General features: G+C 36.1%; 16 protein-coding genes and 1 pseudogene. 10 read left to right on the top strand and 7 right to left on the bottom strand.

Going from position 1 to position 14,640, the window contains the following annotated elements; all coding sequences use genetic code 11:
* Positions 1–320: 320 nt before the first annotated feature.
* A complete protein-coding gene (locus LZ575_RS07320) occupies positions 321–1,058 on the bottom strand; it encodes a hypothetical protein (RefSeq protein WP_235330088.1) in 738 nt (245 codons plus the stop codon).
* Between the two features lie 221 nt (positions 1,059–1,279).
* On the opposite strand from LZ575_RS07320, the gene LZ575_RS07315 reads away from it, so the two are divergent.
* On the top strand, positions 1,280–1,459 hold the full coding sequence (locus tag LZ575_RS07315) for a hypothetical protein (RefSeq protein WP_235330087.1): 180 nt from the start codon (positions 1,280–1,282) through the stop codon (positions 1,457–1,459).
* A 266-nt stretch (positions 1,460–1,725) separates the two neighbouring features.
* Here LZ575_RS07315 and LZ575_RS07310 read toward each other — a convergent pair whose 3' ends face one another.
* From LZ575_RS07310 to LZ575_RS07300, 3 genes and pseudogenes are all read right to left on the bottom strand, one after another.
* Positions 1,726–2,079 carry a hypothetical protein gene (locus LZ575_RS07310; RefSeq protein ID WP_235330086.1) on the bottom strand — a complete coding sequence of 118 codons (354 nt, stop codon included), beginning with the start codon at positions 2,077–2,079 and terminating at the stop codon, positions 1,726–1,728.
* 238 nt (positions 2,080–2,317) lie between these two features.
* A pseudogene (locus LZ575_RS07305) lies at positions 2,318–3,164 on the bottom strand (neutral zinc metallopeptidase).
* A 366-nt stretch (positions 3,165–3,530) separates the two neighbouring features.
* Positions 3,531–3,974: a DinB family protein gene (locus LZ575_RS07300; protein ID WP_235330085.1), complete on the bottom strand. Its 444-nt coding sequence runs from the start codon at positions 3,972–3,974 to the stop codon at positions 3,531–3,533.
* Positions 3,975–4,235: 261 nt separating this feature from the next.
* On the opposite strand from LZ575_RS07300, the gene LZ575_RS07295 reads away from it, so the two are divergent.
* Positions 4,236–4,652: a DoxX family protein gene (locus tag LZ575_RS07295; RefSeq protein WP_235330084.1), complete on the top strand. Its 417-nt coding sequence runs from the start codon at positions 4,236–4,238 to the stop codon at positions 4,650–4,652.
* A gap of 36 nt (positions 4,653–4,688) precedes the next feature.
* Here the strand turns inward: LZ575_RS07295 and LZ575_RS07290 are convergent, their stop codons facing one another.
* Both LZ575_RS07290 and LZ575_RS07285 read right to left on the bottom strand, forming a co-directional pair.
* On the bottom strand, positions 4,689–5,060 hold the full coding sequence (locus tag LZ575_RS07290) for a hypothetical protein (RefSeq protein WP_235330083.1): 372 nt from the start codon (positions 5,058–5,060) through the stop codon (positions 4,689–4,691).
* Between the two features lie 72 nt (positions 5,061–5,132).
* Positions 5,133–5,711, bottom strand: a complete 579-nt coding sequence (locus LZ575_RS07285) for a DUF4202 domain-containing protein (RefSeq protein WP_235330082.1) — start codon at positions 5,709–5,711, stop codon at positions 5,133–5,135.
* A gap of 167 nt (positions 5,712–5,878) precedes the next feature.
* Here LZ575_RS07285 and LZ575_RS07280 point away from each other — a divergent pair, with 167 nt between their 5' ends.
* From LZ575_RS07280 to LZ575_RS07250, 7 genes are all read left to right on the top strand, one after another.
* Positions 5,879–6,082 (top strand): hypothetical protein, encoded by a 204-nt coding sequence (locus LZ575_RS07280; protein WP_235330081.1) that lies wholly within the window; start codon positions 5,879–5,881, stop codon positions 6,080–6,082.
* Positions 6,083–6,110: 28 nt separating this feature from the next.
* Positions 6,111–6,545 (top strand): carbohydrate binding family 9 domain-containing protein, encoded by a 435-nt coding sequence (locus LZ575_RS07275; protein ID WP_235330080.1) that lies wholly within the window; start codon positions 6,111–6,113, stop codon positions 6,543–6,545.
* Positions 6,514–8,370, top strand: a complete 1,857-nt coding sequence (locus LZ575_RS07270) for a DUF5916 domain-containing protein (protein WP_311196095.1) — start codon at positions 6,514–6,516, stop codon at positions 8,368–8,370. Before LZ575_RS07275 ends, LZ575_RS07270 begins: the two co-directional genes overlap by 32 nt.
* Positions 8,371–8,480: 110 nt before the next feature.
* A complete protein-coding gene (locus LZ575_RS07265; RefSeq protein ID WP_235330079.1) occupies positions 8,481–8,888 on the top strand; it encodes a LytTR family DNA-binding domain-containing protein in 408 nt (135 codons plus the stop codon).
* Complete coding sequence (locus LZ575_RS07260) at positions 8,875–9,231, top strand: LytTR family DNA-binding domain-containing protein (protein WP_235330078.1); 357 nt, start codon at positions 8,875–8,877, stop codon at positions 9,229–9,231. The genes LZ575_RS07265 and LZ575_RS07260 overlap by 14 nt, the downstream gene beginning before the upstream one ends.
* Positions 9,209–12,190: a histidine kinase gene (locus LZ575_RS07255; RefSeq protein WP_235330077.1), complete on the top strand. Its 2,982-nt coding sequence runs from the start codon at positions 9,209–9,211 to the stop codon at positions 12,188–12,190. Before LZ575_RS07260 ends, LZ575_RS07255 begins: the two co-directional genes overlap by 23 nt.
* Positions 12,191–12,733: 543 nt before the next feature.
* Positions 12,734–13,291, top strand: a complete 558-nt coding sequence (locus tag LZ575_RS07250; RefSeq protein ID WP_235330076.1) for a pyridoxamine 5'-phosphate oxidase family protein — start codon at positions 12,734–12,736, stop codon at positions 13,289–13,291.
* Between the two features lie 357 nt (positions 13,292–13,648).
* Here the strand turns inward: LZ575_RS07250 and LZ575_RS07245 are convergent, their stop codons facing one another.
* Complete coding sequence (locus LZ575_RS07245) at positions 13,649–13,870, bottom strand: hypothetical protein (RefSeq protein WP_235330075.1); 222 nt, start codon at positions 13,868–13,870, stop codon at positions 13,649–13,651.
* Positions 13,871–14,292: 422 nt separating this feature from the next.
* On the opposite strand from LZ575_RS07245, the gene LZ575_RS22380 reads away from it, so the two are divergent.
* On the top strand, positions 14,293–14,637 hold the full coding sequence (locus LZ575_RS22380; RefSeq protein WP_255702852.1) for an SDR family oxidoreductase: 345 nt from the start codon (positions 14,293–14,295) through the stop codon (positions 14,635–14,637).
* Positions 14,638–14,640 lie beyond the last annotated feature (3 nt).

Genomic DNA, 14,640 nt, shown 5'->3' with positions numbered 1-14,640 from the left:
TCCTGGGAACTACTGGGGGACTGAAACGAAATATATTCTAAATTCAGCTTGAGGGAACGGTAAATATAATTTATATTTTGAAAAGAATAATATTATCTAAAAATTATTTTAAAGTAGGAGGTGAAGCAGTAGAAAGGTCAATCATTGGATACCTCGTAAAAGAAGAAAGGGTCCCATGTCAGGACCCTTTTTGCTTATAACTTAACCTACAAAAGTAAAAGCATTATCTTCAAATTTAAGAAGATGTATAGTACAATTATTAAATTCATTGTTTTTTAACTTTAGTTTAGTATGTGTTGAACCACAGTAGTTTAGAAATTTTATAATATAAATATAAGGAGCACACTGTAGCCTATAACTCCTGCACAAAATGCCAGAAGATTACTTTCTCTCTCCTTTGGAAGCTCCTCCTTTAGAACATTCATAATTATACCTCCCGCCAGGAAAGCGAAAATGATCCCAACATAACCTTCGGGGATATGGAACAGCAGTGAAGTTACCCATCCCAGGAAAAGTGACAATACGAGTATCCAGCGTCCACTTTTTTTGTAGTTATCTCTAAAGTGATCTTCCATGGAATGATCGGTCACTATAAAATGAAAGGCCATTGCTATTGCATAGATCATTATACCTGCCATTGAAGTATCCTCCCTGCTAAGTAACAAGTAGCCAATTATAAAATTGTAAAAGGCAAAAGAGATGATATGGATCCTAAAGATTCCCACTATTCTTTCATTACCACCTTCGTCTGGCTCCCGGGAGGATTCACTGGATTTTTTAGTCCTGTTTTCAAGACCATAAAAAAAAGTTAGTCCCAGCAATGAAATGAGGTAGATCTCGAATTCCCGAAAACCCGGAATACTAAAGATTTCGTGATGATTTATTTTCTCCTGGATTTCCCGGAGCTCCGGAAATGATTGCAAAAATATATAGCTTACAGATATTCCTCCTGCTATAGAGAGCCATTTGCTTCTTGGTAATCCTGAGAGTCTAAGTTTATGGACAAAAACGTGGGTAAGACAAAGAATAAAAATAGCCAGAAGAGAAGAAAAGATCATTTCTATAATTGTTTTTCAGAAAGCTAATGGTAATTAGGAATAAAACAAAAAAATTCTGCTGAATACCATGGGAGTCCTTCTAAATACAGGTATCTGGATAAGAAAAATCTTCCAAAAGTAATTTTGTTGTTAAAAAAATGTAAAAATATATAATTTTTAGAGCTATAATAATTATGGATAACGGCATTAACTAATCTTTCTTATAAGTATTTTTGTACTATATGAAAAGAATAGATTATTATTATGAAGCAAGACAGGAATATATTGAGCGCACCAGGTCAATTGGAAATGCACTCACAATTTCTGTAACTATTGCTTTAAGTATCATCCTGGCTTTTGCCTTTTGGCTGGAGTTGGAGTTTGGACTTCTTTCCAATCTTTGGTTCAGCATTATTCGTTAATTTCTCATCCCTTTCCGTTTTACGAAACCTTAAACTTATTGTCTCCTGGTGAACTACCATTAGGTAATTTAAGTAGCTGCACAGGAAAAGGAAGTGCTTGGCTTCGGAACGTTCTATATGATGACTTAAGCTCTTTGAATGCTGTGTCCTGTTAAAGGATTTTTTATTGTTATTTAAAAAGACTTTAAAAAACTCTGAATACTCTTACCATATAGTTTCTCACCATCTAGTTAATGAAATTAAAGAAAATTTTTGGATGAAAATTTTTATGGCATCTGGCCAACCTGGGTATTAATATAAATTAAAATCGCAATAAGAATTAGATTAAGCGCACAAAGTAGAATGATGTAGAGGTTATTTCTAAGATATGTTTCTCTAATATTATCGGTAGTGAGTTCTTTTTCGAATTCTTCCAGTTCCACAAATTTTTCCAGTCCTATCTTTCGGGCTACCTGGCCTTTTCCTGTAAGAAAAACTCTCTGCTGGGCATCAATGAATATAAGATTAAGCTTTTTTAATTCATCTAAAAAAATTGAAGAGGAGGAGTTTCTCAGGAACTCAGTCACACGCATTCCCTCTTTTAGGAGTTTGAGATCATATATATCTTTTGTAGTAACCATAGTTGGGGGGCTTTGGATCAACTAAAGTTACGACAGTTTCCATTCACAGACAATTTATGCCGTTGGTCGAAAACTAATAAAATGAATTAGTTTTCAGAGTTTTTTGTGATTTATTGACGGTATTAAGTAAAAAAGTAAAGTTTATTAACAGTATACTCCTTATTGTCCTTATTCTAAAAAGAAATTATTAACAAATGTTTAGTATTGAATCTGTAAATTGTAGGATTATACTTACCATTTACTGAAGAAGACTATTAAAAGTATCGCCATTTCTTATTTCTCCTGAAGCATAACCCTTTTTAAACCATTCCATCCTTTGTTGGGAGGTTCCATGGGTAAAAGCGTCAGGAACGACCCTACCCGAGGTTCTCTTTTGTATTGCATCGTCTCCCACAGCACTCGCTGCACTCAGTGCTTCTTCTATATCTCCTTCCTGAAGATATTCCCTATTGTGATGGGCCCAAACCCCCGGCATAAAAGTCGGCCTGTAATTCCAGTGCTACTGAAAGCTGGTTGGCCTCGCTTTGTCCAGCCTGTTGCTGCAGTCGCCTCACCTCTCCTGCAGTTCCTAATAGAGATTGAACATGATGCCCTACTTCGTGAGCAATAACATAGGCTATGGCAAAATCCCCTTCTTTGGCCCCAAAGCGATTTCGCAGCTCTTCGAAAAACCGCAGATCCATATAAATTGTTTCATCTGCCGGACAATAAAATGGGCCAGCAGCCGCTGTAGCCGATCCACATTGGGTGCGTACAGCATCAGAAAAAAGTACCATTCCCGGCTCCCGATAATTTGCGTTGTTTTGGGAGAAGATATTATTCCAGACATCTTCAGTATCGGCAAGAACAACTTCAGTGTATTCTCCCAATTCTTTTTCTGCCTGTGTTAATTCTCTTTCTTCTGTATTTGCAGGAATTTGATTTTGGAGTTCATTCAAAATTCCTGAAGTATCGCCACCTGTAAAAAACTGAATGGCAAAAAATATTACAGCTATAATTCCGCCTCCCGCAGCTACTTTGCCTCCGGTTGAACGGCCTCTCCTATCATCAACATTAGTGCTTCTTCTACGTCCTTTCCATTTCATCAAATTAGGTTTTTAAGATTTTTAACCAAATTATAAAAATTAGCTGCGGCATCATGTTGTGGATTTCATAAAGTTGAACCACCTGCATAGAATATGCTTTGGCTCCTACCATAAAAAGCTACCAACATAATTTTAGCTTAAGGGTGGAAATAGGGGAATACCCCTAAATTGATCTGCAGCAGCAAATTTTCCTACAAATAATTTTTTGTAAAGGCTTATTATTTTTAGTTTTGCATTCTAAGAAAATTTATCTACCCTACCCTCAAAGGGTATAAAACCTCCGAAAAACGTCAGCCCTACATGAAACTTTCGGAGGTTTATTTTTTTAGTATTACGTTTTTCTCGCTTCTCCCTGTAAGAAAATATTTACCTTTTATAGAAAATATAGTCCGTTAATGGAGGATCGAAATTCTCCTGCCTTAAAAGGATAGCAACCTGGCCCCTGTGGTAAGAAGAGTGAGTGAGAACGTGGAACAGGATCTCTTCAATGCTGTTATTAAAATTTACTCCTTTTGAATTGGTATAAGAAATTCTTTTGTTCAATTCCTGCTCCTTTAGAACTTCTAAGGTAAATTCTAGGTTCCACTTATTAATTGCTAAAAATTCTTCGGAAGATATTTTTTCCCATGGTTTCCCGGATATAGTATCTCTAAAATCTATGCGCTCCAACCAGATTTTATGAGCCAGAAGAAGATGGCTAAAGATATCGATAGCTCTATCAGGAATTTCCTTTAATTCAGTTAGATTCTGAATAACTTTTAAATTGGCTTCAGAATTATAGCTGTACCATTCCCGGAATTGTTCTTTCATAATTTGTAAAATATTTTTTTACTTCTATAATCAGCAGAGGCATCGTCTTGTTTTTCAAATAGCGAAAAGGAATTTGTATAAGTGAACTAAATTTAATCAAGAAATCGGGCTTTTTAGAATACTAGAATTTTATTATCCTAATTATCTTTATACAGGTTCTCATCAAACTTGAAGTTGTTCACAGCAAAAGCTAACAGGACAAAATATTTTCTGCTATTTTAGAATGTAATTTTCATTTTCAGTTTAATTAAACTAATGTTGATGAAGGCGATCAGCGTGCAAAAAACATTTTTAGCACAATTGGAATCCAGGCATTATTTGGGATTATTTCTATTACGGCTTTTCCTTGGGTTACGGCTATTATATGGTGTGCTTGACAACGTTCTCCATTGGGAGAGAATGCTTGAGTTTGCCGTTTTTTTGGAAAATAATGATTTTCCATTGCCTTTGATTAGCGCTGTAGTTTCAGTTTATATTCAGCTTTTTGGAGCAATTTCTCTGTTAGTAGGTTATAAATTAAGGTTTTTTTCCATTCTTCTTATTTTGAATTTTATTGTGGCCCTTGTGTTTGTCCACCTTGCTAATAATGATACTATAGAAGGTATGACACCCGCTTTGGCCATATTATTTGGTTGTCTCGCACTTTTCTTTACTCAGTCCCGGGAGAATTTCAATTGAACAACCAAGGGTAATTCTCACTAAGGATATTGAAGTTTAATTTCCCTGTGGTTGCTTGCGCCGCTCTTGTTTTTTCATCCTGCGGCCAATAATTACGACACCAAAGAAACAGATGAGTGCTGCCAGTAGATAGCCGTATGGCAGGTAAATTTTTCCCAATTTAAAAAAGACGTAGGATGTTGCAAGAAAACCTATGCCTTCCAGGAAAATTACCAGAGGTTTTATTATTGAATCCTGAGGGATCTTTAGAGACACTGCAAATACATAAACAAGAAGTACACCCCCCAGGATAAAAAGAGTAATACTTATGGCAGGAAATTTATCCAGAACAGAATTCCCATTGAGGATCAATAAAAGACCCGCCAGAACGGTTTGAATTTTTACAGGTTTTTTTAATCTGCTCTTCATTTCTACAAGTATTGGACTCTATAAATTTGTGGGAAACTTATATAAATTTTAATTAGGATAAAGTAGCACCATCTAGGCCAGAGCCCGTTTTACTAATTTCCCTGCTCTTTCGGAAAGCGGGAGTTTTAACGCAGCGTTATGCCCCTCTGCCGACATTTTTTGCCAGGTCTTCCTGATGATACTAATTACCTTTTCATCTTCATGTTTTTCGGCAAATTCCTCAAAATAAAACTGAAGAAATACCAAACATATTACATCCTCCAGGGTTTGGGATTCCTCGTCTTTTTTGATCAGTTTCTTTTTTATCAGGAAAGACACCCGCTTTATAAATTTGTCCTCATAATAAGCCTCTTTCAGAATTTCAGCGGTAAGATCAGCATGCATTTTTTTAAGGTCCTCCCTCCATTGAAGATATCCTTTTCTGTCCATGGGATAGCTGTCCCTTGGATATTTCCACCTGCAAATGTGTTGGGCCCGTGCAGCAATCTGCAATTCATCTGAAGCATCGGGTCTAAATTCCAGTAATTTCTGCGACATACGTTCAGAATACAAAAGTTCTACAGGATAAATTTTACCTTCATCAACTATTGTATTAGGATCCTCGGCATTGTAATTATCAATCAGGCTAATTGCTTTCTCAAATTTGTCCATAGGGAGATTTCAGTCTATAACAATATTAGGAATTTTTCACTCTACTTTGTGCCTGAGGATGAATTCTTTCATAAAAATATCATATTCTCATTTGGGTCTAAAAATGGATTTTTTCAGCAGCAACTGCAACATACAGGATTCTGGGGTGTCTTTAAAGAAACCCGCCAATGATGAAACATTTTTTTGCCTGTTTTTTTCTAATAGCCCCTTTTTTAATTTCCGCTCAGGAAATGGATACAATTCCCCGGAAGAAAATAACGATTCCCCGGATTGAAGAACCGCCAAAAATTGATGGTTATTTGAATGATGCTGCCTGGCAAAATGCACCTGTCGCTAAAAATTTTGTGGAAAGAATGCCCTCTAACGGCTAAGCCGATTCCCGACAGTCTCAGCACGGAGGTGAAGATTATCTATGATGACCTTGGTATCTATTTTGGAGCAACTTTAAAGGATCCCGATCCTTCAAAAATCATGACCCCACTTACCGAAAGGGATAATATAGGAGCTTCTGATTTCTTTTTTGTCCTGCTCAATGGTTACAACGATCGCCAGCAAAGTATGCAGTTTATTGTCACCTCTGCCGGGGTTCAATATGATGCCAAGATGACCAACGAATTTGAAGATGCGGCCTGGAATGCAGTTTGGTATAGCGAAGTTTCTATTAATGATTCGGGATGGGTTGCAGAAATGTTCATACCCTATTCAGAACTTCGATTTCCTGATAAAAACGTACAGGAATGGGGCCTGCAAATGGAACGAGAATTTAGAAGAACTGGTACCCGCTACAGCTGGAACCACGTAGATAACAAAAAAGGGATCATTTTCGCTCTATGATGGGGAGATCCACGGAATTCAGAATATTAAGACTCAGGTCCGGCTGTCATTTCAGCCCTACGTTTCTTCCTACCTCACAAATTATGCGGGTAATACAGAAGTCAATTTCAATGGTGGCCTTGACTTAAAATATGGTATAAATGATGCCTTTACGCTAGATATGATCCTGGTTCCCGATTTTGGTCAAACCCGCTTTGATGAGGAAGTTCTAAATCTATCGGCTTTTGAAGTGCAATATGAAGAGAACCGGGCTTTTTTTACTGAAGGGACAGAGCTTTTTACAAAGGGAAATCTTTTCTATTCCAGAAGAGTCGGCGGGGCACCCGGTGGCAGTGTTAACCTGAATGAAAATGAAATAATTGAAAATTATCCTTCTACCGTGGATTTGCTGAATGCAATTAAAGTTTCAGGAAGGACCGATGATGGACTGGGAATAGGATTTTTTAATGCTATTACGGAAAAAACTTACGCAGGCATTAGAAATACGGAAACAGGGGAGGAGAGGAAACAACTCGTAGAACCCTTCAGTAATTACAACATTTTGGTTCTGGATCAAAGGTTTGGAGATAATTCTTCAGTCTCGTTTATCAATACAAATACAACCCGCGAGGGACATTTTAGAGATGCTAATGCCACCGGGGTTTATATGGATCTTACCAATAAAGCAAACACCTTTAGGTATTCAGCGGGTGCCGAAGGAAGTTGGGTAATAATGGATGATACACGTTTTGGAGCAGAATTGAGCGGCAGCATAGCTGAACTTAACGGGAAGAACAGGTTTCAGGTAGGTTTTGATTTAAGAACAAAAGATTACGATATAAATGATCTGGGTTATTCCAGTTCCACGAATTACGTCACGTATTTTGCCGGGTACCACCACAGGTTACTTCAACCAAAAGGTTTTTTAAATAATATGTATCTCAATTTTAACTTGAACCACATGCGGCGGTTAGAGACCGATCTGTCAAGTAGAGTGCTCTTCAATTTTAATTCAAGTTTTACTACGAAGAAGTTTTGGAACTTTGGCGGTGGGTTTGAGACCACTCCGTTGGGAACACAGGATATTTATGAGCCAAGGGTGGAGGGCCGTCATTTCGATATTCCTCCTTATTATGATGTGTGGGTTTGGGTAGGATCAGATTACCGGAAGAAATTCGCTTTTGAATCGGTAATTGACTGGTATAAATATGATGAAAAAGGAAGGGGAGATCTTATTATAGACTTTGAACCCCGCTATAGATTTTCAGATAAGTTCACGGTAAATTGGTCTACAAATTTAAGATTGAATGATAAGGAAGAAGGTTTTGTTGATCTTTTGCCTGAAGATATTCTTTTCGGTCAGCGGGACCGGAATACCATAATTAACTCTATGGGGTCTACTTACATTTTTAATAACAAAATGGCATTAAATCTTGCTTTCAGGCATTATTATTCCGAGGTATATTATTCTGAATTTTATACGCTTCAGCAAAATGGCGCATTGGATTTTAGGAGTTCAGGAAGTTCTGAATATGATACCACCTTTAATGCCTGGAATATTGATCTTAGGTTCTCCTGGTGGTTTGCTCCGGGGAGCCAGCTCACCCTGCTCTACCGTAATGCTATTAACAGTTCTGCCAATCTCTCACATGTAAATTTCAGGAATAATTTCAGGCATTTGTTTGCTCAGGAAGAGTTAAATAGTTTATCCCTTAGGCTTAGTTATTATCTTGATTATAACAGGATGAAAACCTGGTTTAGTTCAAGACAAAAAACTCCTGCAAATCTGGAAACTTCAGTAGGTACCTCCTATAGAAAACTCAAAGCCAATAATATGATCCATTAGAACCAGCTGCCTTTAGCCATATTATTATACATTTTCTTAGAAATTGCTGTTGTGCAATTTCTATGCGGGGAAAAAAGTCCTAAATTGTCATAAAATTGTAGTTTTAGCAAATGATAAGGACAGTTATTATAGACGATGAAATAAATGCCCAAAATTTTTTGGAAAAAACCCTGGAGAAGAGTTTTCCTAATAAATTTAATATAGTGGAGAAGTGCAATTCGGTAGATTCAGGGGTGACGGCCATTAAGAAATACGGACCTGAATTAGTTTTTTTAGACATCCAGATGCCTGAGAAGAATGGTTTTGAACTGTTTCAATATTTTGACGCTATAAATTTTGAAGTCGTTTTCACCACTGCTTACAATCAATTTGCTATTAAAGCCATTAAGCGCAGTGCGCTGGATTATTTACTCAAACCTATAAATGCTGTGGAATTATCTGAGGCGGTAAAAAAGTTTGAGAACAAATCCAAAGGAGTCTGGCCCAAAAAAATTGACCTTATTATTGGAAAACCTTAACGTAAATGATCAACAAGTAAGTAAAATTGCATTTCCCACAGTTGAAGGTTTTGATCTCATTCATTCCAACCAGATTTTGTATTGCAAGGCTGAAAGTAATTATTGCTGCATAAAAGTAATTGACGGTTCTACAAAAATGGTTACCAAAACTTTAAAATTTGTGGAAGAAATCCTTCCCACAAATTCTTTTGCAAGGATCCATAAAAGCTACGTTATAAATTTAAATTATGTTGTTAGGTACAATAAAATCAACAAGGAAGTAGAATTAACCAATGGAGAGAAACTACAGGTTTCTTTTCGAAAAGAAGAAGAGTTCATTAGTGCCATTCTACAAAATCAATAGATCCTTCCTTTTATTTTTCTTATGGTATAATTTCGCCTTTTCTCAAAATTATCCGGGTAGAAATTATACTGCAGCTAATGAGCTGCCAAATAATGCCGTTAGATCATTACTGGTGGACAGCAACCATATCCTTTGGATCGGGACCGAAAATGGGGTGGTCAAAAAAGAAAATGACGTCTTTAATTACTTCTTTGAAGAGGATGGACTCGCTCTTAACAGCTGTTGGGCGATTGCAGAAGACCCCAATAAAAATTTGTGGTTTGGTAGCTACGGTGAGGGAGTAAGCATTTATGATGGATATAAGTTTAAACTTATATCGAAAAAAGAAGGCCTGGTTCACAATGAGATAACCAAGCTCTTCTCTCACCAAAATTATATGTATGTGGGGACCAGTAATGGGGTCTCCCTTATCGATGTAAATAACTTTAAAGTGATTTCTTTAACGTTTCCCAATAATAACAAGCTGTTCAGGGTGCAGGACTTCTTTAAATACAGGAATCAAATTTATGTAGTTACCTATAACACGGGAATCTACAGGATTTCAAATGAAGATGAAGAGGCAGCCCTGGTTAAAGTGAATGACCATCAATACATATATTCCGTTTTAGTGGATAATGACAGTATTTATAGCAGTAACAAAGGGTTTTTTACAAAAAATTCTCTTGCTGATTATGTTAGCGAGAATAATTTTCTGCCTTTAAAAAAACTGGGATACTCTATTATTTGGGAGCATGTCAAAACTAATGATGATAGAATTTTTGCAGGAGCCTGGGGAATATATGACAGTGACGGAGGAATTTACGAACTGGTAAATAATCAGCTGGTTTCAAGGTCTTCAGAATTTAATGTGCCGGGCAAAGAGGTCATATCCCTTGCTTATGATCCCGGTTTTGGAAGATTATACATAGGAACTAAAGATTCCGGCTTATTTGAAATCGCTTTAAATCCTCAAATTAAGTTTGTAGAGACCCAGGGAGAAAATGTCCTGAATTTTGCCAAAACAGATAATACTTCTGCTTTAGTACTCCATGATGCCATTATTTTAAAAAGAGCCGGATGGGAACAGAAGATCACTCTGTTACAACTTAAACAATGGCAGGAGAAGTATGTAACCAACACCACCTTACCCTTACCTAAGCATCAGGATGATTTCTATGAACTGGATTATTCCATAAAGGCTAAGGAAATTAGGTTTTATGATATAAAAGTATCAGAAAACATCTTTTGGGTGAATACCAATATTGGAATATTTGCCATAAAAGATACAGGTCAATTAGACAGGTATTTACCGCTGCATTCCGAAGAGATAAACTTCACTCCGGCAGGGAGTCTTATAGAAACAAATCCTTATGGAGGCCTTAGGGTCTATAGCAATTTGGAGGCATTTGAATACAATCATTTTAGGGCAGAAGAGCTAAATACTCCCACTATGGTTGTTGGTAGTTTGAGAAAGAACAAAAAAACCTACCTATTATCAATTTTTTCCGGTCTTTATGTATGGGAAAATGGTGAGTTTAAGTCCTATTTGAAGAACGGGATTTGGGATGAAAAGAAATTGAAACACATTACCGCTTTAGGAGATAACATCGCAGTTTCAAATGAATTTGGGGATGTATTTATTATTAGTGATGAAGCATCATTTGAAATATTGGAGAAAATACCCAGGGCAGAAATTCAGGGAAACACTATCTCTTTTTTGAAGCAATATGGGGGAACTTTAATAATTGGAACAGAAAAAGGTTTGACCCTTTATAAAGACAAACGTTCTGTTTTTTTAGATAAGGAGCAGGGGCTGGAACAACCTTTATTAAATGTCACAGTAAATAAGAACATTTTATCTATAGGAAGCAATAACGGGTATTATAATATAGATATTAATGCTGTGAGAGACACCACAAAATTAGTTCACCAGGTAAATTTGAAAGAGATTTTTGTCAACAACAAAAAGATTTCAGTTGAACTGGCTACTCTGAAAGATATAGATCTTCCATACAACCAAAATACAGTTCTTCTTAAGTATACCACAAATGCTCATCCCTTTCCGAATAAATTACAGTATCAATATCGATTGAACAGCAAGGACAACTGGAGCCTGCCTTCCTCTAAACCTGAAATATTTCTTGCTTCCTTACCTATTGAAGATTATGAGGTAGACGTAAAAATCTATGATGAAAGTACAGGCTTAAATTATACCCAGCACCTGGTAAATATGGAAATACTTCCTCCTTTTTGGAAGACCTGGTGGTTTGCTCTACTGGTTTTGGGTGTAATGATATTAACGATTTTTAGTGTTTATCGATATCAATTACTGCAAACTAAAAATTTTGAAGAACAAAAAAGATTGATCCAAAAGCGTTTTGAAGAAACGAAGATGGAGGCTCTCCTGGCTCAAATGAATCCGCATTTCATATTCAATGCAATGAATTCAATTCAGTATTATATTATGGATAGCGATATAGACAATGCAACAGTATTTTTAGGAGATTTTTCTAAATTAATCAGGTTGAACCTTGATCATTGTACCAGAGCCACTATTTTACTAATTGAAGAAATAGAATATTTGCAATCTTATATAAGGCTTGAAAATACGAGGTTTAACAACGCTATTGACGTAAAATTTGAAACAGATCCTTTAATAGACCTTTATGAAATTGAAATTCCCACGATGATCTTACAGACTTTTGTGGAAAATGTTTTTGTACACGCTTTTCCTCCGGGAGTCACTCAACCCACATTAAAAATTTCTTTTTTATTGCTGAAGGATGGAGTCTTACAATGTAAGATTGAAGATAACGGGATTGGAATCTCTAACACTTCAGAAAATAAATTACACAAATCCAAAGGCGTTATTCTGGTTAAAGAGCGACTGGCCTTACTGGGATATAATGTGAAAAAAGCAGTACAAATATTTTCAGAAAAGAATGAAGGCACTACAGTGATACTTCAACTACAGGTTTAACGATTACTTCTGAATTATGCACGTTTACTCAACGCCTGTTTTTCGTCTTTACAAAATCTTTAAGTTTGGTAGAAATTAGAGATAGTGGCAGCTATATCTGAATAAGAAAGGCGTCTAAAAATAAGTTGTAAGTAGGGTTACAATTTAATTAAGCTATAGTAGCAGTCACTTCTCTAATCTTTTTATCATCTTTCCGTTTGAATTCTTGCATTAAAATAAAAATGCTCGATTACTAAAGCAGATGATTGGCGGAAATTCTTCCTGTTAAAATACCTCCTATAAATAAATCCCAAACTACTTAGATGATCCCAGAGTAAAATCCAGACTGTCTATTCCATTCCATGAAATATTTAATTCTGGTATTCTTTATACATCTACACTAAATTTTTTGCCGTTATATCCTTATTTTGATAGACACTTAGAAGTAATTGATTTAAGAAGAAGAAGGTAATTTTGAAAGACCTTAAAATCGACCGCATTCAGTTGGTAAAAAATACTTAGATTCGATACTCCGGCCATTTGAAAATAATAATAAGTAGCGATATGGGTAAATTCAGTAATTCAATAAGTACCGCACACAAAGATTTTATTAAAGAACAGCACATGTTTTTTGTTTCAACTGCTCCTCTTAGCGGTGACGGCAGAATAAATTTGTCCCCGAAAGGTTTAGATAGTTTCCGGGTGTTGGATGATAATAAAGTTGCTTATATGGATTTGATCAGCAGTGGCAATGAGACATCGGCCCATACTTTGGAAAATGGTCGAATCACGATTATGTTCTGTTCTTTTTCAGATAAACCGAATATCCTGAGATTATACGGAAAAGGATTCACTGTGTTACCAGACTCTGACTCCTGGGACATTTGCTCTAAAGACTTTACAATATATCCCAGTACCCGACAGATCATTGTTGCAGATATTGACCTGGTTCAAACCTCCTGTGGTTTTGGTGTACCTATGTACGAGTATAAGGGAGAACGCGATCTTCATTTTAAATGGGCAGAAAACAAAGGAGCCGAAGGACTTGTGGATTATATGAAAGAGAAGAATTTAAAAAGTCTCGATTCTCTGCCGACTGACATTGGTTTAAAGCTTTCGTAATATAGAATTGGTCTTAGCTCATTATGTAAAGCATCTGCTGGTCAAAGTCTTCACACTTTGAGGCATTTTACATCCTTTAGAAGAAAATTTACGAAATTCCCCAGACCTTGAAACGAAAACCGCTCTTCTTAATACAAACTACCTCCTGCTATCTGAAATATTCTGAAGATCATTGAGAGTCGCGGTAATAGTATATTTTAAAATCTCGTAGCATGTCTTTTGGCTGTGCAAAGAAAGGTGTTAATGGGGTGAAGAAGTGAAGTTCGGAGACTTCAGAAAAATTCTGCAACCTTTCCTATAAGTAGAAGCTCAAGTCTTGAAACTTTGCGGAGCAGTGCAGGTTCCTTAGAGATAAATTTATTTTGCTGCTAACTTAGCTTCTAAATCATCAATTTGAGAATTTCTATGTTTTATCTCCATTTGGTAATATCTAAGACTCGTAAATAAATATATTAGCACGAGAATCGTTCTTATGTCCGAAGTATTATAAACAGTGGGCTCTGTAAACTTTCTTATTATCCATAAAATTCCAAACGAAATAATGGCAAAGGTGGAGACTATTTTGAATGTTTGTTTCATACTTTTTAAATTAAGAATTGCATTATACTTTTTTATCAGCCCCAGCTGAACTGCAGGTAATGTCTTGTATAAAAAAATACGAGCGGGTCAGCTTGATTATCCGCAGGACAAACAATAGTTTATAGGTTCAATTTAAGAATTGTCCGTCTATAAATTCAATATATTCGACTCCATTAATTGCAAATACACCAGTTTCTCAATAAATAAGACCCAGAACAGCCCCCGCTGCGCAAAGTCTTCAGAACAACCAGGAGGTTTGCATTTTATTCAGAAAGTAAAGTTTTTAAAAATGTGGGACAAACCATTATTATCTGCTCTCCTGGCTGTTAAATAAAATTAAAACATTCCTAATCTTTCTTTCTCTTCTTCTTCGAAGTTTTACCTTTTAGGAGCACCCAAGATTAATCTTAATAAATTTTTTTATGGATTTCAAAGACAAAAAAATTCTTATTACAGGAGGAAGTTCTGGAATAGGTAAGGCAATCGTAAAACTATTAATCCAAAAAGGTACAAATAACATAGCAATTTTCGGAAGAAAAACAGCACCCATGAAGGAGCTGAAAACTGAATTTAGCTCAGTAAATTTCCTGCTCATTCAGGGAGATGTATCCAATCCTGAAGATCTTGAAAAAGCTATTTCTCAAATTACCAGGCAATGGGGAGAATTGGACATACTAATTAACAATGCGGGAGTCGTTAGTGCCGATTTGCTTTCACAATCAAGTGACGAGGATATAATTAAGCAAATAAATGTAAATCTCACCTAAGCC

Origin of the sequence: Antarcticibacterium sp. 1MA-6-2, from assembly GCF_021535135.1 — a bacterium.
Lineage (GTDB): Bacteria > Bacteroidota > Bacteroidia > Flavobacteriales > Flavobacteriaceae > Gillisia.
Note: the sequence above shows the minus strand (reverse complement) of the source record. Positions and strands in the feature narration are given on the sequence as shown.